Source organism: Marinobacterium sediminicola (genome assembly GCF_022343685.1).
Lineage (GTDB): Bacteria > Pseudomonadota > Gammaproteobacteria > Pseudomonadales > Balneatricaceae > Marinobacterium > Marinobacterium sediminicola.
Genome location: NZ_CP092123.1, coordinates 2,560,884 through 2,586,019 on the forward strand (window position 1 = coordinate 2,560,884; position 25,136 = coordinate 2,586,019).

Genomic DNA, 25,136 nt, shown 5'->3' on the forward strand with positions numbered 1-25,136 from the left:
ATGTTCTGACAAAGCCTGCCAGCGCCTGCAGTGGAAACATGTAATCCCGAAAGCGGATGCTCCACCACAAGAGCGCCGGCTCAGATACGCTGGAGCCTATATGCGTTTGAACAAGGCCGAACGGGTCTGCTCCTGAGCACCATCGGCCGCGGTTACGAAACGCTCCATATGGATATCACGCTCAAACAGACGTCCCTGCATCAAGGTGGTAATCGCCGCGTCGATCATCGGCGGAGGCCCACACAGATAAGCCTTGTGCCCACTGAAACGGTTGTCGAAATATTTGGCTGCCGCCTCATGGACAAAGCCCTTGAAGCCTTCCCAGTGATCTTCTTCCTGCGGTTCGTTCAAAGCCGGTATGTAGTGGAAGTTGTCATGGTCGCGATCCAGTGCCTCGAACAACTCACGGTTGTAGAGTTCAGCCACATTGCGCGCGCCCTGGAACAGGTAGATCTGGCGAGTGTCGCCCTCTTCCAGCATGTCAAGGATCATTGACTGCGGACTGGACAGACCGGAACCGCCGGCGATGAAAATCGCCCCCTGATCATCCGACTTGCGTACGAAGAACTGACCGTAAGGACCGGATACATCAAGCGTATCCCCCACCTGCAGGGTTTCATGCAGCCAGGTTGTCCCTGCCCCGCCCGGAACCAGACGAATGTGAAGCTCCAGGGAACGACTGTCGGACGGCTTGTTGGCGATGGAGAAGGCACGAGTCCCTTCAACACCCGGGATGCGGAGGTTGATGTACTGCCCAGCCTGGAATTCCATGTCATCGTCCAGTTCAAAGGTAATTCCCTTGATGGTCGGTGACAGATCAACGATATCGGTCACTGTGCCGACAAAGTCACGCACCGGATAGCCCTGGAAATCAGGATCCACATCGATGTCGGCTTCGATCACCATGTCAGACTCAGGCATGGCACAGCAGGCCAGCACCTTGCCTTCATCACGCTCCATATCCATCAAGGCAAACGGGGACGCATTGCCCACATCGGCATCACCTTCCAGCACCTGCACCTTGCAGGTGGCACAGGTACCATGACCACAGGCAAAAGGCAGCCAGACACCCTGGCGAAGAGCGGCATCCAGAATGGTCTGCCCCTCTTCCACTTCAATCACATCGCCGGTCGGCTCTACGGTCACTTCGTAACTCATGACGACTCTCCTCAGACTCCAGCGCTCTTGTAACCCTTGAGATCCGGGGTCTGGAAGCGCAACAGGGACTTGTGCCCAACTCCCTGGTCTTTCAGAGCCACGTCCAGCTGCGGCTCAAAGGGCTCGCCATCCAGCAGCCAGGCGGTCTTGTTCCAGTCGATCTGGCTCCACTCAGGATGCAGTGAAAAAGCTTCCGGCATCACTTCATCGCGCAGGGTGCGGAACGGCGTTTCCGGTGGCAGCGGGTAGGCAAAGGCAGCACAGAACATCAGGTGATGATCCCAGCCCACATAAACAATCTGGTTGCCGTGGAAGTTTTCCAAACGGTCTTTGATGTCGCCTGTGTAATCCGGCGTAATCGCATGTACTGGCATTATTCTTATCCTCAGCTTGTTCTTTATATACAGGCAGCTGAAAAGCATGGGCGGAGCAGGCTGCGCAGGGCAAAAGTCGGCGAAACGGGGGAATTTACGTTTCGAAATAACCGACTTGAGCCTGATTTAACGACGCGCAGCCAACGCAGCCAGCTTCTCAGTTGCCTGTCAGGCCACGCCCTTCCACTTTTTCCACCGCTCTTCATCCGGAGAGCCTTTGATATCCATGTTGTCCACACCGACGTTCATCTGGTAATAGTCACGCAGGATATCCTCGACACCAGGGCCACCACAGTTGCCCTGGAAGATCTGGTGTACCGGCAGCCAGGACTGAACGAACTTCTCCGGCTCGTCGTCGAAGATGTCCTTGCAGCCATCGGAACAGAAGTGATAGCGATCACCCTTGTAGATGGAGTCGCGGTAGCTGATCTGAGTCGGGTTATCCATCTCGGTGAACAGCATCGGGATCTGACAGGTTGTGCACAGCTGCGGCAGCGCCTTGGTGTAAAAACGCTCACCCTTGGCTTCCATCTCTTTCGCCAGCTCCCAGCGCGGGCGGTAGTACTTGTCGAAGGTTTCCGGGTACTTCTCGCTCAGCCAGTCCATTTCTTCGTCAGTCGGAATCCAGGTATGGAAACCAGCCGCATGACCGTGGGTATAGAAGGTCCACCAGGCCTGGTGCGAAACATGCTCTTTTTCTTTCTCGATAATATCGGCGTACTTCGGCATGCGGATGCCATAGCGAGCCAGATCCTTGAACAGAGCACCACCGGCTTCCTCGAAGTACACTTCCCAGGCTTCTTTCCAGCTCATCACCTTGTTCGGCAGCATGTAGTCCATCATCATCGAGACGATGGTGAGCAGACGAGTGCCACGCCAGAACCACTTGTCGATCCACTTCTGCACGATCGGCACGTTATCTTCGTGCTGCTCAAGCAGGAACTTGATCACTTCCAGACCCAGGGTCATGTGACGTGCTTCGTCCGACTGGGCGGAGAAGCCGAAGGTGACGGTTGCCATGTCGCCGTTATAGGCAGCACCGGACATGAACGGAACAAACAGCAGGTTGGTCAGCACATATTCGAAGCTGAAACCGATTGCCACCATGAATTCGAATGGGCCGGCTGCACGGGCATCGTTAAAGAAGGACTTGGGCACGGACAGGTACCAAACACGGTCGTGCATGTGCGACCAGTCCTGCAGGCCATCGAAGAACTTGTTGTAGTGGCTCATGGCGTGAACCTGCGTCTGCACATGACGCAGTTCGTCGATCGACTGCATCTGACAGGCGACACGAGCACCAACGCCGCCGAACTGACGGCCCGTATGGGCAAAGCCCTGGAACGCTTGGTATTCCAGCGGTGAAACGCCGGTCAGGAAGATCTTCAGCGCATTAACGTAACGCGGATCGGAGATGTTCAGCTGGCCGTTGTTCTGGGCAAAAGCGTCAAAGATCGCGTAGAGCTTGCGCTCCTTTTCTGCCTGGTACTTCCAGTAGGCGTCCATGGTCAGGCGGAAGGGGTCTTCCCATTTCGACCAGTCAGTGATCTTGATCCCTTCGAATTCCTCGAACGGGAACGCCTTGTTGCGGTCCTGGTAGGAAAATTCCCAGTCCAGATCACGGGTCAACAGGCGGTACTTGTCTTTGATGTTGAGTTTCTTGGCTGCCATCGGGTTCACCTTGTTCTTATTCGTTCCAGGTCAGCGTCAGCTGATCATCGTCTTCATCCACGTTGCCACCGAGGGTGATCAGGTTGACGTGCAGTTCTTGTACGTCCCAGTCGCGCCCCATCTTCTCTTCAACGGTTTCACGCTTCACCGCGAGGAAGTTTTCCGCCTCGATGCGGATCATGGCCGGCATGTGGATCACGGTCGCCTCGGAGTTGTCTTCCTCAATCGCCTCAACGATGTAACGGGACTCGTCGTTATCCTGCAGTGCGATATAAACTTTGGACATAGCTCGGATTCCTTGTTGTTATTTGATGCCGAATGGTTACTTGATACCTGCTTTGGCGACTCGTTTGTCCAGCTGCTCAAGAGCTTCGGCCAAGGCGCTTTCGCCCAGCATCGCTTCAGCCAGTGGCGACAATGCTTCGGCAGCCTTGCCACGCCATTTTTCGATCCACTGCTGCAGCAGCTCCTTGTTCTCATTCGACTCGGCAACAGCTGTCTTCAGTACGGCATCCATCCAGCGGGTAGCGTCCTTGTTCCACAACTGCATGAACTCTGTCAGCATGCCGATATCCTGGGCACCTTGATCGCTCAGTTTCTGGTCGAACTGGCGGTAAACCAGATCGGTGATCAGCGCGTCGAGCACCAGGTTCTGCGCCAGCATCACCTCGAACCAGTCTTCGGTGACCAGCGTTTCCTCGCACAGAGCACGCAGCCCCTGCCAGATATCTGCCTCCAGCCACTGCTGCTTGGCCTCGACAAGGGCATCACCGCTATTACCATCCAGGATAAGGCCGATACGCGACAGATATTGCGCCATACCCAGACGATCCATGGCGTTAAACAACTGCGCCTGAGTGATCGCGGTGCCGTAGCCATATGCCGTGCCATACATGTTGTTCAGGTTGGCGGTGTGCTCGACATGGCGCAGCGGCACCAGATATCGGATGACTTCAGCCCGAGCGTCGTCACTCAGGAAGCGTGCAAGATCACGATTCTCGAAGAAGCTGTAGTTGCTTTCGGCCACTTCCTGCATCTTGGCACGCTGCTGAACATAGGCACCGTAGTAGAACTGGCGTGGATCCTTGAACGCATACCAGTCACTCATGACGATGGCCGTGCGACGCGGATCGTTCAGCTCCAGATCGGGCTGCCACAGCGGTCGATAGTGAAAGTTGGTCTCAGATTGGAGGTCGTAGGTGGCCTCCTGATAGCGGGTAGCCGGCTTGTCACCGAAGCGACGCTCCACATTGGCGTAGGTATTGCGGACCGGTTCCAGCGTGGCGGTTTTGATCTCTATGGTCATGGAACTCTTCCCAGGCTGCAGTTGTTGTTATTCGGAAGCTCGGTTGTGGTTATGCGACATCAGCGTTTCCTCGCCGTAACGCCATTTCTCCATTTCGGCGTCGACTTCGCGGATCTGATCTTCAGTCATGTGCACAACGTCGTTGGCGGCACAGAAAGCCTCAAAGGCCCCCTTGGGCATCACCAGTTCGACAAACAGGGAGGGATCACCAATGGCAAAATCAAATTCGATAAAGCGAGCATCCGGCTCACTGCGAACCCGGATGTACTTGGTCAGGCGGTCGAAGCCCTGCCGCTTGGGCAGATCATCGTTGCTTGTGTGCAGTTCGAGTTTTGTCATTGTTATCCTCTGCTCATCAACGCATGTGTTCACAGAGCACTACAGCAATGGACGTGCCAAATATCACCGAATTTAAAAAAACAGACACCTGAGAGATAAAAAATATATAATAAACAGCATGTTACGAATTCATTCACTCATCACACCAGTGGTCATGGCCTCGTGCACCCGATGGTCAGGGCTGACTTCAGATCTGATCAAATGATCAAAATTCCGGTGATTTTTTTAATCAAATGATCAGAATGGATGTTTTTTAACCGCTACCAAAGTGTAAGACTTTAGTTGTAGTATCGTGACTTTCGCTTCCCAAAAGAGACGAATTACTCCAACAATAAAAATGGACCTGCAGTCCACTTTTGGCTCACAAATCGCTATCAGCCGGTATAAAAACAACTATGGCTATTACCCAGACCTTCGAAGCCACAGGCATCAGTGACCTGCTGGCCCAGATACGATTCGACAGTGAACATGGCAAGATCTGGTTGAATGAGCAGCGCATGCTGATGATTCATTCCAGTGGCATGGGACTTTTGCGCAAGGAACTCATTGAAACCCTTGGTATCCATCGTGCAAAAGGCTTCTTGATGCGTTTTGGCTACCATGCCGGCTGGAAAGATGCCGAACTGGTTGCCAAGGTTCGCCCGAACATGTCCAAGGAAGCCGCCTTTTTCGTCGGCCCCCAGCTTCACGGCATCAAGGGGATGGTTGTCGCCAAGCCCGTTACGCTTCAACTCGACGTAGATGCCGGCACGTTTAATGGAGAATTCGACTGGTTCGATTCCTACGAAGCGGATGTTCACCTTCACGACTTTGGCCCGGCAGATGAACCCATCTGCTGGACTCTGATCGGTTACGCCAGCGGCTACACCAGCTTCTTTATGGGCCGTAACATCATCTTCAAGGAAACCGCCTGCGCCGGAATGGGTGCGGACCACTGTCACATCGTGGGCAAGCCCGCCGAGGAGTGGGAAGATCAGGAAGAACTGGAGCGCTACCTGCTACCCGACCGTATCGCAGACGAACTGTTCAGCCTGCAAAGCCAGTTGAGCGAGTTGCGTGACAACTTCCGCAACAGTGATCAAAGCGAAGACCTGCTGTTCAACTCGGTGGGCCAATCCGGGGCTTTCAAAAATGTCTGCCAGATGATTCGGCGGGCCTCGACCAGCAAGGTCACGGTATTGCTGCAAGGTGAAACCGGTGTCGGCAAGGAAGTGGTTGCACGAGGCCTTCACCAGAGCTCAGATCGAGCCGACAAGCCGTTCGTGGCGGTCAACTGCGCCTGTATCCCACCGGACCTGATCGAGGCGGAACTTTTCGGGGTCGAGAAGGGAGCGTTTACCGGGGCCACCCAATCCCGAGAAGGCAAGTTTGAACGCGCCAACGGCGGGACCATTTTCCTCGATGAGGTCGTAGAGCTGTCACCGCGAGCCCAGGCCAGTCTGCTGCGCGTACTCCAGGAAAGCGAAATGGAACGTGTCGGTGATACCCGCACCCGTCGTATCGACGTCCGAGTCGTGGCTGCGGCTAACGAAGACCTGGAACAGGCCGTCAGTGACGGCAAGTTCAGAGCCGACCTGTTCTACCGTCTCAATGTGTACCCGGTTCACATCCCGCCCCTGCGGGAGCGGACCGAGGATATCCCGCTGCTGGTCAGCCATTTCCTGGAAAAATACCACACGCTCTACAACAAACGGACCCAGGGCGTTTCCGATATGGCCATGCAGGCCCTGATGCATTACAAGTGGCCGGGCAATATCCGTGAGCTTGAGAACATGATCGAACGTGGCGTGATTCTGACCGACAATAATCACACCATCGATCTTGACGCCTTTTTCCCGTCACTCTCGGAACCGACCCACCCGCTGAACAGTATCAATCGTCAGGGCGTGTTGGCACAGCAGATTGCCAGTAACTCGGCGGAGACCGGACTGTCTCAATCGGAGCTGTGCGAGCAGCTGCTCAATGACGAATTCAGCCTGGAGCAGATGGAAGAACAGCTGATCCGCCGGGCAATGGACCGCTCTGACGGCAATGTCTCCCAGGCAGCCCGCCTGCTGGGGATGACACGCCCGCAACTTGCCTACCGCCTGAAAAAACTGGAGCTTGCCTGAGCTCTTTACCGATTAAGCAGGGATGCTATGATCGGCGCTTTTCCACCACCCGGTATTCTTCGTGAACCTGATCCTGCTTTATACCGCCGACTTTCTCGACCCGCATCATGTCCGCATCCGTGACCGGCGTTTTCAGCACATGCGCAGCGTACACCAGGCACGGATCGGCGAGAAATTTCGAGTCGGTGTACTCAACGGCATGATCGGGGAAGGCGAAGTCATCGCGATCTGTGATCGACAGATTGAGCTTTGCGTCCATTTCGATCAAGCGCCGCCCAAACCGCTGCCGCTGCAGCTGATCATGGCCCTGCCGCGCCCGAAAATGCTCAAGAGGACGCTAGAGACGATCGCTACACTCGGGGTTAAAGACCTCTGGCTGATCAACTCCTACCGCGTTGACAAGAGCTACTGGTCAACTCCCATTCTTCGCCCGGAAAAAATCCGAGAGCATCTGCTGCTGGGACTGGAGCAAGCCGGCGATACGCTGCTGCCGCGAGTTCATCTGCGCAAGCGCTTCAAGCCTTTTGTCGAGGACGAACTGCCCGCGTTGGCGCACGATACTCGCGCCCTGGTTGCTCACCCCTACCAAGCCCAGCCCTGCCCGGCAGCCACGAACACACCAACCACACTGGCCATCGGTCCCGAAGGCGGCTTTATCGCCTATGAAGTCGAAAAGATGCAGGAGGCAGGCCTGAGCCCCATCCATCTGGGTCGCCGCATTCTCAGAGTCGAAACCGCCGTTCCTGTTCTGCTGTCCCGCCTGTTCCCGCTGGAGTCCTGATCCAGCGCAAGGCACTGCGTAAGAGAAGCCCTATATAATCTCCAAAATTGACCGAAAACAAGAATCATACTCAATACCATTGACACTAGGACAAAGACTGATAATAATTCGCATTAAGTTTTTACCTAGTATCGACACCGGGACAGCTCCCACCCGGATTTTATGGAGACAACGATGACTGCAAAAAAAGCATTACTGGCAGGTTTGGCTCTTTCTACTCTGGGCAGCGTTGCTCAGGCAGCGGAAGAAGTGAACATCTATTCCTACCGTCAGGAGTTCTTGATCAAACCGCTGCTGGAAGCGTTTACCGCTGAAACCGGTATCAAGGCTAACGTTATCTTTTCCAAGAAAGGCCTGCTTGAGCGACTGGAACACGAAGGCGCCAATTCTCCTGCCGACGTCATCCTGACCTCCGATATCGGCCCCCTGCATGACGCTGTCGAGCGTGACCTGGTGGCTCCGATCGATAGCGATGTGATCGATGCCAACGTACCGGCTCACTACCGCTCCAAGGAAGACAAGTGGGTTGGCCTGACAGCTCGCTCCCGCATCATCTACGCCTCCAAAGACCGTGTTGAGCCAGGCGAAATCAAGACGTATGAAGAACTGGCTGATCCTAAGTGGAAAGGTCGCATCTGTACGCGTAGCGGCAAGCACTCCTACAACCTGTCTCTGATCGGTTCACTCATCGAGCATAACGGTGCCGAGCAGGCCGAGCAGTGGCTGGCAGCCGTGAAGGACAACCTGGCACGTAACCCTCAGGGTAACGACCGCGCGCAGGTTAAGGCTGTTAAGGAAGGTCAGTGTGATCTGGCGCTGGGTAACACCTACTACTACGGCAAAATGCTGACCAACGAGAAAGAGCCGGAACAGGTTGAATGGGCAAAGTCCGTTAACCTTGTGTTCCCGAACCAGGATGACCGTGGCGCTCACATGAGCATCTCCGGTGCCGCGCTTGCCAAGCATGCTCCGCATCCGGAAGCGGCCATCAAGCTGATCGAGTTCCTGACCAGCGAAAAGGCTCAGAAGATGTACGCCGAAGTCAACTTCGAGTTCCCGGTACGCCCGGGTATCGAATGGTCCGGCCTGCTGAAGGAGCATATGGGCGAATTCAAGGCTGACGAAGTCAACCTGGGCGATGTCGTCAAACACCGTGCAGAAGCATCCCGCCTGGTGGACAAGGTCGGTTTTGACAACTGATTTGTCATTGAATAATCGACACTTTCTCGCTGAAACGGTAGTCTTCCCGGCTACCGTTTCAGTGCGTCTTACCGAATCATGACCGATATCACCGCTACTGCTGCACCGCTCATCGATACCCGCAAGCCTCGCCGCTTCATGCCAGGCTGGTATTCGGTTGCCTGGGGCAGTGCCATTCTGGTGATGCTACCGGTGCTGGCCGTTTTCTGGCTGGCCCTGTTTCCGACGGAAAACATCTGGCCACACCTGGTCGATACCATTCTTCCGATCTATGTCAAAACGACCCTGCTGCTGCTGGCAGGTGTTGGCAGCCTGTCGGTGATCATTGGCGTCGGTACCGCCTGGCTGGTCACCATGTGCAACTTTCCCGGTCGGCGCATTTTCGAATGGGCGCTGTTGCTGCCCTTTGCCATGCCCGCCTACCTCATTGCCTATCTGTACACCGACCTGCTGGAATATGCTGGCCCGGTTCAGAGCTTCCTGCGTGAGTTGTTTGGCTGGCAAACTGCCCAGGACTACTGGTTCCCCGAAATTCGAAGCCTGGGTGGCGCCATCAGCATGCTGACGCTGGTACTCTACCCCTACGTCTACCTGCTTTCTCGCGCCAGCTTTCTGGAACAGTCAATGAGCATCCGTGACGCCAGTCGCATCTTCGGGTGTTCACCAATGCAAAGCTTCTACCGCGTATCCCTGCCGGTCGCACGCCCAGCGGTTGCTGTCGGATTGTCTCTGGTGTCCATGGAAACACTGAACGACTTCGGCACCGTGGACTACTTTGCCGTCAAGAGCCTGTCGGCCGGTATTTATGATGCCTGGCTGAACATGGGCAACCTGGGGGCTGCTGCTCAAATCGCGACCCTGATGCTGGTCTTCGTCATCATGCTGATCAGCCTGGAACGCATCGCACGCTCACGGCAAAAGCAATTCAACGCCAGTGATCGTTTCCGCAGCATTGACCGCTATTCGCTGTCACCGGTGAGATCCGCACTGGCAACACTGGCCTGCGCCCTGCCGGTACTCTTGGGCTTCCTGATCCCCTTTATGGTGCTGGGCAACTATGCCCTGCCCCGTCTTGATCAGTTTACCGAAGCCGACTTTCTGGCCCATGCCAGCCATAGCTTCACGCTTTCAGCACTTGCCGCTCTGCTCACAGTGGCCGTCGCTGTCATTCTGGCCTACAGCAAGCGCCTCTACCCGGGCTTCAAGTCTCTGGCTCTGGCCACCCGACTGAGCAGCCTGGGCTATGCCCTGCCCGGCGCTGTGCTGGCGATCGGCGTCATCATTCCGCTGGCAGCCTTCGATAACAGCATCGACGCCTTCATGCGCGAACATTTCGGTTTCGGCACTGGCCTGCTGCTCAGCGGAACTCCTTTCGCGATCGTCTTTGCCTATTGCGTACGTTTTCTCGCCGTATCCTCAGGCAGTGTCGAGTCTTCTCTGGCCAAGGTGACACCCAGCATGGACATGGCCTCACGCTCACTGGGCATGAATCCCTTGCAAACCCTGCGCAAGGTGCACCTGCCGCTGATCAGGGGCGGTCTGCTGACGGCTCTGCTGGTCGTATTTGTGGATGGGATGAAGGAGCTGCCGGCGACCCTGATCCTGCGACCGTTCAACTACGATACGCTGGCCACCTACGTGTACCAGTATGCGTCTGATGAAATGCTGGAAACCAGCGCACTGGCGGCGCTGTTGATCGTGCTGGTGGGCATCGTGCCCGTAATACTGCTGAGCCGGACCATCACCTCTACCCGTCAGGGTGAATAAGCTCAGGCGCTGAAGAACCCGCCCTGCAGTAATGCCATTCCGCTAACGCCGAATGGCAACGTAGACCCCTTGCAGCCGCATGCACACCTGATCGTTGCAGACCACTTCCACCACCAGCTCGAGCTTGGCCCTGCCTCGCTCTGACACCCTGGCGGCCAGCGCATCCGCATCAGCGGTGTCCGCCAATGACACCCGGGTAACGAAGTCTGCCGTGACCGGCTTGAGGTACTGCAGATGGCTGTCTGCAATCACGACATCGCACTCCAGCCCACGCTCCTTGAGACAAAGAGTCGTCAAACACCAGCCGGCTACGGTACTGATCGCAGCCTGGGAGCCTCCAAAACCGGTCCCCTTGTCATTCACATTGGGCGCCAAAGGTGTTGGCACTTCCAGCGCCGTACCATTCCAGTCAAGGCGATCGATCCCCAAGTGCTCCAGCAGCGGAATCTGTGTCTTCAGCCAGCTTAAGAAGTCAGCGGTATTGGTCTGCACGGTCCTGTCCTTGTTATGCCAAATTCGAGAAAAGAGACTCAACCTTGCCAGCGGGTGACGAATTCCTCAATCGCCAGCTGTGGCGCTTCACGATCACGGCTTTTCTGACCGAGATAGAGATAGCCGACAATCTCCTCACCCTCGAGGAGGCCCAGCCCCTGCTTGACCCTTGGATGATAGGCCATCTCGCCGGTACGCCACATGGCCCCCAGACCCATTGCGTAAGCAACCTGAGTGATTGAATGTGCAGCACAACCCGCCGATATCAATTGTTCACTGATCGGCACCTTGGGATGATCACTGGTCACCGCCACGACGGTAATCACCATGGGCGCACGCAGTGGCATGTTGCAGTATTTTTCATAGCGCGCATCAGCCAATTCAGGGTCATCGGCCCGAGCGGCATCCGCATACAGCCGTCCCAGCTTTACCAACCCCTCACCTTCGGTGATGATGAACCGCCAGGGGCGCAGCGCACCGTGGTCAGGAGCCCGCAATGCGGCCTTGAGCAACTGCTCCAGCTGTTCACTGGATGGTGCAGGACCCTCCAGCCGCGGACTGGAGACACGGTTAATCAGAGCGTCAAGAGCTTCCATTGTGTTCCTCATTCAGATTACTGGCGCGACAGGCGAAGGTTCTGCGGCACATCATTGATACTGGAGCGATAGGGGTTGATATCCAGCCCACCACGACGCACATAACGCGCATAGACGCTCAGCTTCTGAGGCCGGCAACGCTGCCAGATATCCATAAAGATGTTTTCCACACACTGCTCATGGAAGTCACCATGCTCCCGATAGGAGATCAGGTACGCCAGCAGCCCCTTATGGTCGATCTGCGGCCCCTTGTAGCGAATCTGGATACTGGCCCAGTCCGGCTGACCGGTCACCGGACAGTTGGACTTGAGCAGATGACTGACCAGCGTTTCTTCCTGAACTGCCCCCGCAGCCTTGAGCAACTCGGGCTCAGGAGTGTAATGCTCCACCTGAAGCGGAAGCTCGTCGAGACAGCGCCCTTTTAGCTGCACAACATCAACCGGCGCCGTCAATGGTGTCAGAATCACTTCAACCGGCCCACCCGCTGCTGCGGAAAGGTCCTGCTTCATGCGCTCTTTCACCTGAGCTTCATTATCAAAGCGACTCAGATTGAACGAGTTCAAATAGAGCTTGAACGACTTGGATTCGATAATGTTTGGAGAGCTGGCCGGAATACGGAACTCCGCGATGCGCACCACGGGCTTGCCGCCCTGGTCCAGCCAGGACACCTCATATGCGTTCCAGATATCAAGGCCACGAAACGGTAAGGATGCCCGCTTAACCCCCTTCGCCTCCCAGTTCAGATCGCGTGCGATGGGGTACAGCAGTGAAGGGTCATACTGGTTGGCATAGACGGTCTCCTGCCCCAGCGGAGACGCCTTGACCTGATGATGTTCGCTCATTCACGAATCCCCTTGCCGGTATTGAGCAGGTGCAGAGCGTAGCCGCCCAGCAGCAGAATAAAACCAATGATCATGGCGAAAGCAAAACCGATATCGATATCACTGACACCCAGAATGCCGTATCGGAAACTGTTCACCATATACAGTATAGGATTGAGCTGGGACACGCCCTGCCAAAATTCGGGCAACAGCTGAATGCTGTAGAACACCCCGCCCAAATAGGTCAAAGGCGTCAGAATGAAGGTGGGCACGATCGCAATATCGTCAAAGGTCTTGGCATAAACCGCATTGATAAAGCCCCCGAGCGAAAACAGAATCGCGGTCAGCAACACCACCGCAATGGTGATGAACAGGTGATGGATCTGCAGGTCGGTAAAGAACAGCGACAAAAGCGTCACGATAAAGCCGACCCCGAGACCCCGGGCCGCCCCTCCAATCACATAACCTGACAGGATAATCCAGTTGGGCACCGGTGAGACCAGCAGTTCCTCAATGTTGCGTTGAAACTTGGTACCGAAGAAGGAGGACACCACATTGCCGTAGGAATTCGTGATCACCGACATCATGATCAAACCCGGCACAATGTACTCCATGTAATCGAAGCCACCCATCTCCCCGATGCGGGAGCCAATCAGGTTACCGAAGATGATGAAATACAGCGTCATGGTGATCGCGGGCGGCAACAGAGTCTGCACCCAGATGCGGGTGAAACGACGGATCTCCTTGACGACAATGGTAACGAAGGCGGTCCAAAGCAACCGGGTATTCATGCACTCTCCTGTTTCAGGTTCTTATCGACCAGCGAGACAAACAGCTCTTCCAGACGGTTCGCCTTGTTTCGCATACTGGTGACTTCCAGCCCCTTGGCGGCCAGATGCTGGAACAACGCGTTCAGGCCAGCGGACTTGGGCACATCAACCTCGAGCGTATGCGCATCCCGCGAACGAATGACATATCCATCCAGTGTCGGCACTTCATCCAGATCCTCTTTCAGGTCGAGAATGAACGTTTCCGTATCAAGCTGCTGCAGCAAGGCCTTCATGCTGGTGTTCTGAATGATGGTGCCATGATCGATGATGGCGATATTGCGGCACAGGCTTTCCGCTTCCTCCAGATAGTGCGTCGTCAGGATGATCGTGGTGCCTGCCGCATTAATCTCGGTCAGGAAATCCCACATGGAGCGACGCAGCTCGATATCCACACCTGCAGTGGGCTCATCCAGAATCAGCAGTTTGGGTTCATGAATCAGGGCACGCGCAATCATCAATCGGCGCTTCATACCGCCAGAAAGCATGCGAGCACGTTCATTACGCTTTTCCCAGAGGCCGAGCTTGCGCAGATAATGCTCAGCGCGCTCTGTGGCCTGTTTGCGCCCGATACCGTAGTAACCCGCCTGAGTGACCACGATATCCAGCACCTTTTCGAAGGGGTTGAAATTAAACTCCTGCGGCACAACCCCCAGACACTGTTTGGCCTGCGTCAGCCGGGTATCGATATCATGACCAAAGACGCTGACCTTGCCTGAACTTTTGTTCACCAGCGAGGAAACGATGCCCAGCGTGGTCGACTTGCCGGCGCCATTGGGGCCCAACAATGCAAAAAAATCTCCCCGCTGAACTTCGAGCGAGATACCCTTGAGCGCCTCGAAGCCATTACCATAGACCTTGCGCAGGTCCTGTATCGATAAAGCTGTCGTCATGTCCTGCCTTTGTGCCTGTATTGGAAGAAACAACCGGTTTCTATATTAGAAAGGACTACTAGATAGGGCCGGAACTTGAAAATTCAACCCAAGCCCTCCATTGTACCTGTTCTGCAGCCCGGCTTCCTGCCCGGGTGATCCTGTTTATATCTGCAACTCTCTGGAGCAACGCGTGACCGATTCCCATGCATTTCACCTCAACCTGCTGAAGATCGCCTACAACAACCTGATGCAACAGGATACTTTCAAGGGCGACAAGGCCGATCCGGTCAATCTGGAGTTTCTGGATCAGTTTGCCGAACTGGTGGAAGCTTATGATACGCATCAGCCTGCAGCCTTCGACCTGGGCCAGGACCTGATGGTGCGTTTTGTGCGCGTTTACCCGCAGTACGTCCACCTGGTGGCGCGCGATCTTTTTTGGCTGTTTGGCGGTGAGTGCCTGCACTTCATGAGTGATGAGGAGATCCAGCAGTTCCAGCAACTGGATGAAGCCCTGGCTGAAGCCGAGGCACAGCACGGCGAAATCGACTACCTGCAGCTGCGACAGGCTATTTTCGAGCCGGGTTCAGATACCCGACACTGATGCCAGATCACTACCGGCCTGTTGCATTCATAACAACAGGCCGACTGCCGGACATCATCACAGATGATCCGTGCAAGACCAGCCACACAAGGCCTGATGCCCAAAGAAAAATTTGAAGCCGAGCAGGGAAACTCAATCCAGCTGACACCACGGCCTCGAACTCAACCAGAAAAAATGGATCCACCGATTAAGGGCTATAGAAGCTGGAAAAACCGAGGAGAAGATTTCAAATGGGAAAACGAGACTAGATCCGGCCGGCGTTCCGGTCGTGAACCCAATCAGAATAAATGGGTCGCCCAGATTCAAGGCTGTAGACGTTGGAAATACGGAGGAGAAAATTTGGAGCGGGAAACGAGACTCGAACTCGCGACCCCAACCTTGGCAAGGTTGTGCTCTACCAACTGAGCTATTCCCGCGATGGCATCCCGTAGGGGGTTCGAACCCCTGTTACCGCCGTGAAAGGGCGGTGTCCTAGACCACTAGACGAACGGGACACACTGAAAAATGACAGGCATTTGGAGCGGGAAACGAGACTCGAACTCGCGACCCCGACCTTGGCAAGGTCGTGCTCTACCAACTGAGCTATTCCCGCGATGGCATCCCGTAGGGGGTTCGAACCCCTGTTACCGCCGTGAAAGGGCGGTGTCCTAGACCACTAGACGAACGGGACGCAGCCTGTTTGCAAAAGCGTTTGGAGCGGGAAACGAGACTCGAACTCGCGACCCCGACCTTGGCAAGGTCGTGCTCTACCAACTGAGCTATTCCCGCATGGCATCCCGTAGGGGGTTCGAACCCCTGTTACCGCCGTGAAAGGGCGGTGTCCTAGACCACTAGACGAACGGGACACTACTTTAATCGCTTTTGCGTTCCTCATCGAGGAGGCGCATATATTACGTATGGCCTCTGATGGGATCAACCCCTTTTTTTACAATTTCTTAATTTTTTTGCCTGCTCAGTTTCGCAACCCAGGCCTCGGCCGGTTCGGGCTTGTGCAGCAGGTAGCCCTGCAAAAGGTCACAACCATGTGAAGCCAGAAATGCCATCTGCTCCTCTGTCTCCACTCCTTCCGCAACAACCCTCAACTTAAACTGACGCGCGATGGACAAGATAGAACGTACGATGGTCCTGTTATCCTCGTCCCCGGGGAGATTATCCACAAAACGCTTGTCGATTTTGAGTTCACTCAGGTGCATCCGCTTGAGATATGCCAGGTTGGAATAACCCGTGCCGAAATCGTCCAGTGAGAAACTCAGTCCGCGAGCAGCCAGACGGGCCATATTGTCCTGCACCCATGGCTGAGTATCGATCAACAGGCTTTCAGTGATTTCCAGCACCACCCTATCCGCAGCAACGCCTGATTCATCCAACAACTCCAGCACACCATTAATGATCGACTCATCACGAAACAGCTCGGTACTGAAGTTGACCGACAACGGAATATCAAGCTCCAGCGCCTGCAGCTCAGCAGCCAGATCCAGCGCCTTGCTGAACACCAGCAGCGTCAGAGGTTTGATCAAGCCTGATGATTCAGCAACGGGGATAAACTCCCCCGGTGACACAGGGTTTCCATCAGGCCCCTTGAGCCAACGCACCAGCACTTCTCCTGCCTGCAGCTGACCTGAAGGCGTCCATTGGGCCTGCACCGCGATACTCAGCTCATCGCGCAAAATGGCAAGACGCAGTCCTTCCTCAAGGTGAACTCTTCGGCGGGCAACTGCGTCGAGTTCAGGGACAAAAAAGGCGTGACTGCCCCTCCCCCCTTGCTTCGCCTGATATAAGGCCAGGTCTGCCCGCCGCTGGATAGAGGTGACGGTTTCACTGGCATCGTCAATCCAGGCGATCCCCATGCAAGCGGTCATCGACAACGTCTGTCGCTCTATCATCATCTGCTGACTTAACAGACGGTGTGTTGATTCCAGCCTTCGGGTCAGATCTGCCTCTGGATTCTCTTCCGCCAGGCGCCACAGCAGACAGTATTCATCGCCTCCGAGATGAACCACCAGCTCACTTTCGTGACGAATGGCATGCTGTTGCAGCCTCTGCCCCATTGCCTTGAGCAACTGATCACCGAACAGGTGACCATAGGCATCGTTAATGCGCTTGAAGCCGTCGAGATCCATCAGTACCAGCACAAACTCCCTGTCATGGCGCATTAGCGTCAGTAACTCGCTCAGCTGGCTGAAAAGGCGTCGACGGTTAGGCAGCTCGGTTACCGGATCGTGATAGGCCAGGAATTCCAACTGCTCCTGAGCTTCCTTCTCGGCGGTTATGTCCTGCTCAACCGAGAGAAAGTGTGTAATCGCACCTTCGGGGTTTTCAACTGGCGACACCACGGCCCGCTTGACCATGCGATGCCCTCTCTGATGACGATTAATAAACTCGCCTCGCCATGCCTGCCCCCCATAGAGACAGTCCCAGAATTGACGTTTTTCTTCTGCCGTCTTGGGTTTCCATGCACGAAAACCGGGATTGCGCCCCATAACTTCAGCGCTGCTATACCCCGAATTATGCTCAAAACCCCTGTTGACGTAGGTAATACGCCCCGAACGATCTGTAATGATGACACTGGACGGGCTCTGGTCGATCGCAGTCCTGAACATCAACAACTCAGTTTCGGTACGCTTGCGCTCCGTTACATCGGACTGTGTACTGACGAAATGGGTAACGGTACCCGAGTGATCACGCAGCGGGGTTATATGCAGATCCACCCAGTAGGGATGCCCGTCACGATCATAGTTGAGCAATTCCACTCTTACAGGTACACAGGCACGGATAGCCTTGCCCATTCGCGCAATCGCCTTAGGGCAGGAATCCTCTCCCTGAAAAATTCTCGGGCTTTGTCCAATCAGTTCCTGTCGCGAATAACCGGTCCGGCCAACGACAGCCTGATTGACATAGATGATGGCGGGGTCTGAGCTCGCATCAGTCACGATGACCAGGTCGGTCAGGTGATCCAGACTGGCTTGCATGAAGCTCAGCCGTTCAAGCGGATCACTCGAAATAGCGTTAAGTTCTGGGGGCACGGGGGCAATCTCAACTTATTAGAGGGCCGCTTTTTTACAAGCGCCCTGCCAACACACTTAGGGCGGGCATTGTAGAGATAAAGCCCTTAAGGATGAAGTTGTTTTAACGCTAATGCCTGAAACCTCCCGGCTTGAAACGGTCCTGCTTTGCAGCTTCTTCTGCAAGCCGTTTTTTTTGTTCGGCTTCACGTGCCTTGCGCTCTTCCTCGACTTGTATCTGGAGTTTTTCCATGTGTGTACCCAGCTCATAAAGCTGCCGGTCCAGCTGCTGGGTTTGATTGAGGCTCTGCAGCTTGGAGCAAGCGGTCCGAAAACGGGGTAATGCAGCCGCCGCACCACGGCCGGCCTCAACTTCGATCGCATCCATCAGTTCAACATCGATACGTGTTCGGGTATAGGCCTCCTTGACCTGATAGATCACTTCGGACGCATGCACACCGGACAGGAGGCCGCTGGCTTTCAGTTCAGACAGAAATTGGAACAGCTCCCGCAACAAGGATGCCGTTCGCTCGGCATGACTGCGATCAGTGTGCAGCGTCATGGATCCTGCAGGGTGCTCAACGACCGGCAGAGGCAGGCTGGCAAATTCGTTCAACTCATTGAGTTTCTGCCGATTATCATTGCTGCTTTCGAGTTCCAGAATGCTTTTCCAGCGCTGCTGCGCGTACCTTACCAACACATCACGGATTTCACGGGTGATATAGTGTTCCGGCAAGGTGTGTAACAAATGAGTTGCCCGGCGTACCTGATCCTTCAATAGCAGCAACCGCATGCGACGTTCACGCCTCTGGTTTTCGACCGTCTGGATGGTAAAGGCGATCATTGCCATCACCACGATTACGGCTACGATGATCAACCCCGTCTGCGTCGGACTCATGTCCTGTCACCTATTCACTCGAACACCAAAGATGTTGATTCTATAACAAAAAGTGTCAAAAAACGCTTGACGCTCCAATTCTGCCCCATTAATATTCGCGTCGCTGTCGGGCAACGACAGTGATTGAAGTGTCCCGTTCGTCTAGTGGTCTAGGACACCGCCCTTTCACGGCGGTAACAGGGGTTCGAACCCCCTACGGGATGCCATTGCGGGAATAGCTCAGTTGGTAGAGCACGACCTTGCCAAGGTCGGGGTCGCGAGTTCGAGTCTCGTTTCCCGCTCCAGATTTTATCCTCAGTTTATCCAGCGTATTCAGCCTTGTATCTGGGCGAAGCGGTCTAATAACCTCCTCCTTCAGATGCGGGACCAACCCGGCTCCTTCTCCTCCATTCGTGCAACCGTGACCAGGGCATCCTGTGCAGGCATCGGCTTGGCAATAAAGAATCCTTGCGCAGTCGCTGCGCCGGATTGTGACAACATCTCCAGTTGAGCTTCGCACTCCACTCCTTCTGCCACCACATCCATTTGCAGACCGCGTGCCATCCAGATAATGGCCTGGCAAAGAGTTGCGGCATTCATGTCCTGATGGATATCGCGAACGAACTCACGGTCAATTTTCAGTGTATTCACAGGGAAACGCTTCAGGTATCCGAGCGCCGAGAAACCGGTTCCAAAATCGTCGATCGCCAGGCGAACTCCCAACTGCTGCAGCTGCTCGATCAGGCTGACTATTTCCTCTTCCGAGCTCATATCGAGAAAGATCGACTCGGTGATTTCCAGCTCCAGAGTACCTTCAGCCAAACCTGAGTCACGAAGCAGCCGTGCCACTTCATCTACAAAGCCGGGATGCGTTAACTGGCGAGGCGAAATATTAACCGATACCCCCAGTGGCTTTCTCAACACCTGCTGCCAGCCTGCCACCTGCCTGACCGCCTTTTTCAACACCCAACGGCCCAGCTCGATAATCTGGCCGCTTTCCTCTGCGTGAGGAATAAAACGATCCGGCGACACCATTTCGCCTGAAGGCTTCCTCCAACGCACCAACGCCTCTACACCTCTCACCTGCCTCGTCTGCAGATTCAGGAGAGGCTGATACCAGACTTCAAACTGCTCCTCCGTCAGCGCCTGGTGCAAGGCCCGCTCCATCTCCAGCGCCTGACGGGCCTGATGGTTCATTTCGTCACGGAAAAAGCAGCATCCCCCGTCCCTGTCACGAGGCACCTGTTGCATGGCGGTTTCAGCATTTCTTAACAGCACCTCGGCAGTATCACCATCTCCCGGATACAGGCAGATGCCGATACTGCCTCCCAGACGAAGTTCCACGCCATTATGGTAGAACGGCTCTTCAAGCTGACGCTGCAAACAGCGTCCCAGATACTCTACCGCCTGTAATCGACTGACCTCGGGCATGACCACAAGAAATTCGTCAGCACCCAGGCGTCCCAGACTTTCGGTCGGTGACAGCACCTGCTCCAACCGGCTGGCAACCTGACAGAGCACCTTATCCCCCACATCATGACCATGGGCCTGATTGACGCGACGGAACTGACGCAGGTTAATCAGGAAAGTCGCCAAACGATGCCTGGAGCGGCGCGCCATATCCAGTGCCTGCTCGAGACGATCAAGCATCAACTGCCGATTGGGCAAATCCGTCAACAGGTCATAGTTGGAACGGTAGAAAAGCTGGGCTTCATACTGCTTGCGAAGGGAGATGTCGTCTTGGATGGACAAATAACGTTCAGGCCTTCCAGCCTCATCTCTCAACACCGAGATAGAGGCCGCCACCCAATAGTGCTCCCCGTTCTTGCGGCGATTGAGCAGCTCACCATGCCACTCCCCCTTATCCTGAAGGTCTCGCCAAAGCTGACCGAAGGTGTCCGCATGGGTACGTGTGGATTTGAGCATGCTGACCGGACGGCCTCGCACCTCATCCTCGGTGTAACCGGTTACTCGGCTAAACCCGGGATTAACATAGAGAATACGGCCATCAAGACCGGTAATGATGATACAGGCGGGGCTCTGCTCCAGAACTGCTGACAGCTGTTGCAGGGCTTGCCGTTTCTGATGCAGGGCTCGCTCCTGAGCATCCACATGTGTGATCAGGCGTTGCAGCTCCCCTGCGAGCGCATGATAACGAGGTGGAAGCCCGAACTCATCGAGCACATCACTCGACATCGATTCGGCCGCCCTCCTCAAACATTCCAACGGTTCAGACTTCTCGGTGAACAGACGCCACCAGAAAGGCCGCAGGTAAGAATCCGGAAGTGCCATGACTCTCATCCCTAAGGTGTTATTATTTTTTTTACAGATTGCCACAACCTGTTGCCGCGGCAAAGTAGTAACATCATCCGCAGCCGAAAGTAGCGTCCAGAATTACGCTATTGGCTGATATAAGCAATTGTTAATTAAAGGAAATAACTGCATGCAGGTTACCCTCGAACAGTGGCAGGCACTGGTGGCAGTTGTTGATGCCGGCGGCTACGCCAAGGCAGCCGAACTGCTCGGCAAAAGCCAGTCAGCGGTCAGTTATGCCATTCAAAAACTGGAAGGCAGCCTGAACGTGCGTGTTTTCAAGCTGTCAGGCCGCAGGGCCACCCTGACCGAAGCGGGCCAGACACTCTATCGCCATGCCAAACGTCTGCTGGCACAGGCAGAGCAAACAGAAGAGCTTGCCCAGCAGTTCAGCCAGGGTTACGAGGCCCAGATTCGCCTGGCCATGGATGCCATCTTCCCGAGCGCATGGATGCTGGAAGTACTGGCTCTGTTCGCCGAACAGCACCCCCACACCCGCATTGAACTGCTTGAAACCGTGCTCAGCGGTAGCGACGAGGCCGTTCTCAAACGGCAGGTGGATCTCTCCATCAGCGGTCGCGTACCCCCGGGTTTTCTGGGCGAAAAGCTCATGGATGTTCGCTTCATCGCCTGTGCACACCCCGACCATCCGCTACACCAGATGAACCGCACACTTTCCCTGGAAGACCTGCGTCAGCATCGTCAGCTGGTCGTTAGAGACTCCGGGAGTCGCAGCGTAGATTCAGGTTGGCTAGGGGCAGAGCAGCGCTGGACAGTGAGCGATATAGGCACATCCGTACTGGCCGCCTGCAAAGGGATTGGTTACGCCTGGTACCCGGTAACACGAATTCAGCAAGCGCTTGATGACGGATTGCTAAAGCCCCTGCCACTCGGTAACAGCACTGAACGCAGTGTAGAGCTTTACCTGATTCTGACCGATGGCGAACTGGCTCGCCCCGGCGTGTGCAAACTGGCCTCCATGATCCACCAAAAGGTGCATGGCCACTGAGTCCTGCGACCGTTACACTATCCTAAACACTGTTAAAGCCTATACATCATGATGGAAAAACCGACCCCTCCCGCTGATGGCGAGTGCTGTGAAAGCGCTTGCGAACCTTGCGTCTGGGACCTCTACTATGAAGAGCTGCGCCAGTGGCAGGAAGAACAGAAGCAACAGAAGGCCGCTGCCGAAAAGGCGGAAGCAACTTCAGAGAGCACTTCCGCTAGTTCTGACTGAGCAAAAGCGTTCGGGCTTGATTCAAACAGGTGTTACACGTAGAGTGCGCTGATGGATTTTTAACCAATGTCTTTTAAAGAATGTGTGTTGCTATAACGCATCACTAAAAGGCAAATACAAGGAAAGACCGAAATGAAAAAAGCCCTGCTATCCTTCTTGCTATGTTCCTGCGCAGCCCTGCCAGCCACCAGCTTTGCAGGCAACGCAGTACTTCCGGCAGTGCCAGCCGACTATAATGACGACGAGCTCTACCTTGGTTTTAACTGGGTTTTCGGTGAGGGCTTTGTCCCCCAGCTTGAGCTTGGCTACCGCAACGTTGAGGTCGATGTCGACGGTGATGTGACCGGTTACGGCCTGTCTACCTCGTTCATCCTCAACAAGGGCTTCGACCTGCTTCAGTTGAAAGGCATTGCCGGCGATGAAGATGTTCAGGGCGAACTGGGTGTTGGTTACAGCCTGCAGAATCGGAGTTTTGCCGGCAGTCTGGGTGCACAGGGTAACCATGTGACGGCTGGCGTCCAGTATACTGGAGGTGAAACCCCCTTCCAGTTTTATGGCGGTGTGAACACTGTTAGCGACTATGAAACACGCAGCCGCTGCCCAAGCGGAACCATTCCAATCAACGGCGGTAGCGAATGCTCATTCGGCGTCCCGATTCAGACCCAGTCGCCGGAATAACACGACGAGAGTTCACCACCATGCTGGGCTCATTAGGCCTGGCATGGGGTCTCCCTGTAGCCGCAGGACAGCATGACGAAGCCCTGGCCACACTCGCCGACTTCGTGGACATCCTGATTCCTGCAGATGGGTATAGTCCTTCAGCGTCCGCGCTGAAGGTCCATCTGCGCATTTGGCAGCAGGCTGAACAAAGGCCATTGCTGGAGCGTTTCATTCGCAAAGGGTGTCTTTGGCTGGACCGCCAATCACGAGGCCAATTCACGAGTCTGCCTCCACATCAGAAGCAGGCACTCATGCAGTGGATGTCTCGACAACCGGAATCCAGCTATCCCTTCCAATTGTTCAATCGCCTCAGGCATGACGCCATGGGCTTTTATTACAGTCACCCCGACAGCTGGAAAGGCCTGGCGATCAGTCAACCACCTCAACCACACGGCTACAAGGAAATCTGATCATGCCCGCTCCCGTTGTGGTAATCGGAACCGGCGCCGGAGGTGGAGCAGCGGCCTGGATGCTGACCCAAAAGGGGATCCCGGTCATTGCCCTTGAGGCAGGCCCCTCTTTCAACCCGTCGAGTGAATACAGCCTCCATCGCCCCGATTGGGAACTCAAGGGCTTCCCATACAAGGAGGGCAGCCAGTCACGCTTCAGCTTCGCCCCTCTGCAGACACTGGTGCCCCGTTGGGATCACCTGCGTTCATGGAATGCCGTCGGTGGGCGTATCAATACAGGCAACACCCGGCTGAGCAACGGGACTGGTCATCAGCATGTCCGCGGCGTAGGCGGCAGCACTTTGCACTTCACCGGTGAAGCTCATCGCATGATGCCTTTCAGCCTTAAACCGACTTCAGGCTCGGGGGTACCTGTCTGGCCCCTTGATTATGACAGCCTGGAACCCTGGTACAGCCTGGCCGAAACCATCATCGGCGTTGCAGGGGATGCCCCAGCAGATAATGACCCGCGCTGGAGAAGTGAGCAGACACTTCAACCGGCCCACCCCTTCTGCGCAGCTTCAAAGTGGGTCAAGCAGCACAGCGGCAAGCAATTTCACTGGGTTGCCAATACCCGTGCAGCACTTTCCCGCGCCCTGAGCGGCCGCCCGGCTTGTAACTACTGTGCCAACTGCCAGCTCGGTTGCCCGCGTGGAGACAAGGGCTCGGTGGATGTCACTTTCATTAAGCAAGCTCAATCAACGGGGCTGCTGGAATTACGCACCGAGTGTCAGGCCACGGAACTGGTCATGAGCGAAGACAGAAAAATCACTCATGTACTCTATCGAGACAAACAGGGTACTGAACATCGACAGGCCTGTGACCAGGTGATCGTTGCGGCGGGCAGTATGGAAACCCCTCGCCTGCTGCTTAACTCGCCCGGCGTAGCGGCGCTGAATGACCAGATCGGCAAGCATCTGATGATGCACCTGAACTGGGTAAGCAGCGGACTGGTTTCAGCCGATATTCTGACTCACCGTGGACTGCCGGCTGACATGATCTGTTGGGACCCTTGTAAAGCGTCTTCCGAAGGGTATCGACTGGGCGTCAGCACAACCGAAATTCGCCTGAGCGGCCCGGTGAACTACGCCCAACGCGCAATTGCTGGCTGGGGCGCAGAACACAAGCAGGCCATGCGGCAACAATTCGGCAAGGCACTCAGCATCAGCGCCATTGGAGCTGCCATGCCCAACGCGAGAACGTTTGTCGACCTGGACCCTGAAAAGAAAGATGCTTTCGGCAAACCACTGGCTCGAATTCACCACCACTTACCGGATACCGAGCTTGAGCGGCTAGGCCAGATGCAAGCCTCCTGCCGCCAGGTTCTTCAACTGTGTGGCGCTTCAGGAATGATTGAAGAGTATGGCAGTTACGACTTCCTCAACAGCACACACACGCTGGGAACCTGCAGAATGGGATTAAGCCCCAAAGACTCGGTGACCAGTCCCGAGGGGCAATTTCACGGCATCGATAACCTCTACATCAGCGACGCCAGCCTGTTCACGAACAGCGGCAACGGCGAGGCCCCTTCCCTGACCATTGAAGCGCTGGCACTGCGTAACGCCGAGCGGCTGGCCAACCGGCAGCTGTCATCACATTCATAAACGAATAAAGGTATA

24 protein-coding genes and 8 tRNA genes are annotated in these 25,136 nt (G+C 55.3%); 12 read left to right on the plus strand and 20 right to left on the minus strand.

What is annotated here, in order from left to right; translation table 11 throughout:
* Positions 1–96: 96 nt before the first annotated feature.
* The 6 genes from LN244_RS11600 to LN244_RS11625 form a co-directional block, all read right to left on the minus strand.
* A complete protein-coding gene (locus tag LN244_RS11600; protein ID WP_239039951.1) occupies positions 97–1,158 on the minus strand; it encodes an NADH:ubiquinone reductase (Na(+)-transporting) subunit F in 1,062 nt (353 codons plus the stop codon).
* Positions 1,159–1,169: 11 nt separating this feature from the next.
* Positions 1,170–1,532, minus strand: coding sequence for a phenol hydroxylase subunit P4 (locus LN244_RS11605; protein WP_239039952.1), 363 nt, complete (start codon positions 1,530–1,532; stop codon positions 1,170–1,172).
* Positions 1,533–1,700: 168 nt separating this feature from the next.
* Positions 1,701–3,203 carry an aromatic/alkene/methane monooxygenase hydroxylase/oxygenase subunit alpha gene (locus tag LN244_RS11610; RefSeq protein WP_239039953.1) on the minus strand — a complete coding sequence of 501 codons (1,503 nt, stop codon included), beginning with the start codon at positions 3,201–3,203 and terminating at the stop codon, positions 1,701–1,703.
* A gap of 16 nt (positions 3,204–3,219) precedes the next feature.
* Positions 3,220–3,489 carry an MmoB/DmpM family protein gene (locus LN244_RS11615; RefSeq protein ID WP_010322205.1) on the minus strand — a complete coding sequence of 90 codons (270 nt, stop codon included), beginning with the start codon at positions 3,487–3,489 and terminating at the stop codon, positions 3,220–3,222.
* A gap of 36 nt (positions 3,490–3,525) precedes the next feature.
* Positions 3,526–4,509 (minus strand): aromatic/alkene monooxygenase hydroxylase subunit beta, encoded by a 984-nt coding sequence (locus LN244_RS11620; RefSeq protein WP_239039954.1) that lies wholly within the window; start codon positions 4,507–4,509, stop codon positions 3,526–3,528.
* 27 nt (positions 4,510–4,536) lie between these two features.
* Entirely contained in the window at positions 4,537–4,848 is a 312-nt protein-coding gene (locus tag LN244_RS11625) for a phenol hydroxylase subunit (RefSeq protein ID WP_239039955.1), read from the minus strand.
* Positions 4,849–5,243: 395 nt separating this feature from the next.
* Here LN244_RS11625 and LN244_RS11630 point away from each other — a divergent pair, with 395 nt between their 5' ends.
* The 4 genes from LN244_RS11630 (at position 5,244) to LN244_RS11645 (ending at position 10,707) form a co-directional block, all read left to right on the plus strand.
* A complete protein-coding gene (locus LN244_RS11630; protein WP_239039956.1) occupies positions 5,244–6,959 on the plus strand; it encodes a sigma-54-dependent Fis family transcriptional regulator in 1,716 nt (571 codons plus the stop codon).
* Between the two features lie 61 nt (positions 6,960–7,020).
* The gene (locus LN244_RS11635) at positions 7,021–7,740 is read left to right on the plus strand and encodes a 16S rRNA (uracil(1498)-N(3))-methyltransferase (protein ID WP_239039957.1); all 720 of its coding nucleotides are present in this window, start codon (positions 7,021–7,023) and stop codon (positions 7,738–7,740) included.
* Between the two features lie 174 nt (positions 7,741–7,914).
* Positions 7,915–8,940 (plus strand): Fe(3+) ABC transporter substrate-binding protein, encoded by a 1,026-nt coding sequence (locus tag LN244_RS11640; protein ID WP_239039958.1) that lies wholly within the window; start codon positions 7,915–7,917, stop codon positions 8,938–8,940.
* Between the two features lie 78 nt (positions 8,941–9,018).
* Complete coding sequence (locus LN244_RS11645) at positions 9,019–10,707, plus strand: ABC transporter permease (protein ID WP_239039959.1); 1,689 nt, start codon at positions 9,019–9,021, stop codon at positions 10,705–10,707.
* 42 nt (positions 10,708–10,749) lie between these two features.
* Here LN244_RS11645 and LN244_RS11650 read toward each other — a convergent pair whose 3' ends face one another.
* Genes LN244_RS11650 through LN244_RS11670 form a run of 5 tightly spaced genes read right to left on the minus strand, consistent with a single transcriptional unit; the run spans position 10,750 to position 14,336 of the window.
* The gene (locus LN244_RS11650) at positions 10,750–11,199 is read right to left on the minus strand and encodes a YiiD C-terminal domain-containing protein (protein WP_239039960.1); all 450 of its coding nucleotides are present in this window, start codon (positions 11,197–11,199) and stop codon (positions 10,750–10,752) included.
* Positions 11,200–11,237: 38 nt separating this feature from the next.
* On the minus strand, positions 11,238–11,795 hold the full coding sequence (locus tag LN244_RS11655; protein WP_239039961.1) for a nitroreductase family protein: 558 nt from the start codon (positions 11,793–11,795) through the stop codon (positions 11,238–11,240).
* 17 nt (positions 11,796–11,812) lie between these two features.
* On the minus strand, positions 11,813–12,637 hold the full coding sequence (queF, locus tag LN244_RS11660; RefSeq protein ID WP_239039962.1) for an NADPH-dependent 7-cyano-7-deazaguanine reductase QueF: 825 nt from the start codon (positions 12,635–12,637) through the stop codon (positions 11,813–11,815).
* Entirely contained in the window at positions 12,634–13,407 is a 774-nt protein-coding gene (locus LN244_RS11665; protein WP_239039963.1) for an ABC transporter permease, read from the minus strand. The genes queF and LN244_RS11665 overlap by 4 nt, the downstream gene beginning before the upstream one ends.
* Complete coding sequence (locus LN244_RS11670) at positions 13,404–14,336, minus strand: ABC transporter ATP-binding protein (protein ID WP_239039964.1); 933 nt, start codon at positions 14,334–14,336, stop codon at positions 13,404–13,406. Before LN244_RS11670 ends, LN244_RS11665 begins: the two co-directional genes overlap by 4 nt.
* 172 nt (positions 14,337–14,508) lie before the next feature.
* On the opposite strand from LN244_RS11670, the gene LN244_RS11675 reads away from it, so the two are divergent.
* Positions 14,509–14,919 (plus strand): PA2817 family protein, encoded by a 411-nt coding sequence (locus tag LN244_RS11675; protein WP_239039965.1) that lies wholly within the window; start codon positions 14,509–14,511, stop codon positions 14,917–14,919.
* 340 nt (positions 14,920–15,259) lie between these two features.
* Here LN244_RS11675 and LN244_RS11680 read toward each other — a convergent pair.
* From LN244_RS11680 to LN244_RS11715, 8 genes are all read right to left on the minus strand, one after another.
* A tRNA-Gly gene (locus tag LN244_RS11680) sits at positions 15,260–15,335 on the minus strand.
* 2 nt (positions 15,336–15,337) lie between these two features.
* A tRNA-Glu gene (locus LN244_RS11685) sits at positions 15,338–15,413 on the minus strand.
* 22 nt (positions 15,414–15,435) lie between these two features.
* A tRNA-Gly gene (locus LN244_RS11690) sits at positions 15,436–15,511 on the minus strand.
* Between the two features lie 2 nt (positions 15,512–15,513).
* Positions 15,514–15,589: transfer RNA gene (locus LN244_RS11695), tRNA-Glu, on the minus strand.
* Positions 15,590–15,611: 22 nt separating this feature from the next.
* Positions 15,612–15,687 (minus strand) — tRNA-Gly (locus tag LN244_RS11700).
* Position 15,688: 1 nt separating this feature from the next.
* Positions 15,689–15,764 (minus strand) — tRNA-Glu (locus tag LN244_RS11705).
* 90 nt (positions 15,765–15,854) lie between these two features.
* Positions 15,855–17,942, minus strand: a complete 2,088-nt coding sequence (locus LN244_RS11710) for a putative bifunctional diguanylate cyclase/phosphodiesterase (RefSeq protein WP_239039966.1) — start codon at positions 17,940–17,942, stop codon at positions 15,855–15,857.
* 109 nt (positions 17,943–18,051) lie between these two features.
* Entirely contained in the window at positions 18,052–18,819 is a 768-nt protein-coding gene (locus tag LN244_RS11715; protein ID WP_239039967.1) for a hypothetical protein, read from the minus strand.
* A gap of 130 nt (positions 18,820–18,949) precedes the next feature.
* On the opposite strand from LN244_RS11715, the gene LN244_RS11720 reads away from it, so the two are divergent.
* Positions 18,950–19,025 (plus strand) — tRNA-Glu (locus tag LN244_RS11720).
* Positions 19,026–19,027: 2 nt separating this feature from the next.
* A tRNA-Gly gene (locus tag LN244_RS11725) sits at positions 19,028–19,103 on the plus strand.
* Between the two features lie 70 nt (positions 19,104–19,173).
* Here LN244_RS11725 and LN244_RS11730 read toward each other — a convergent pair.
* Positions 19,174–21,090 (minus strand): putative bifunctional diguanylate cyclase/phosphodiesterase, encoded by a 1,917-nt coding sequence (locus tag LN244_RS11730; RefSeq protein ID WP_239039968.1) that lies wholly within the window; start codon positions 21,088–21,090, stop codon positions 19,174–19,176.
* A 151-nt stretch (positions 21,091–21,241) separates the two neighbouring features.
* Between LN244_RS11730 and LN244_RS11735 the strand changes: the two genes are divergently transcribed.
* The 5 genes from LN244_RS11735 (at position 21,242) to LN244_RS11755 (ending at position 25,121) form a co-directional block, all read left to right on the plus strand.
* Complete coding sequence (locus LN244_RS11735) at positions 21,242–22,120, plus strand: LysR family transcriptional regulator (RefSeq protein WP_239039969.1); 879 nt, start codon at positions 21,242–21,244, stop codon at positions 22,118–22,120.
* A gap of 48 nt (positions 22,121–22,168) precedes the next feature.
* Entirely contained in the window at positions 22,169–22,348 is a 180-nt protein-coding gene (locus LN244_RS11740) for an oxidoreductase-like domain-containing protein (protein WP_239039970.1), read from the plus strand.
* A 132-nt stretch (positions 22,349–22,480) separates the two neighbouring features.
* Positions 22,481–23,026: a hypothetical protein gene (locus tag LN244_RS11745; RefSeq protein WP_239039971.1), complete on the plus strand. Its 546-nt coding sequence runs from the start codon at positions 22,481–22,483 to the stop codon at positions 23,024–23,026.
* A 20-nt stretch (positions 23,027–23,046) separates the two neighbouring features.
* A complete protein-coding gene (locus tag LN244_RS11750) occupies positions 23,047–23,478 on the plus strand; it encodes a gluconate 2-dehydrogenase subunit 3 family protein (protein WP_239039972.1) in 432 nt (143 codons plus the stop codon).
* A gap of 2 nt (positions 23,479–23,480) precedes the next feature.
* Entirely contained in the window at positions 23,481–25,121 is a 1,641-nt protein-coding gene (locus LN244_RS11755; protein WP_239039973.1) for a GMC oxidoreductase, read from the plus strand.
* Positions 25,122–25,136: the final 15 nt, after the last annotated feature.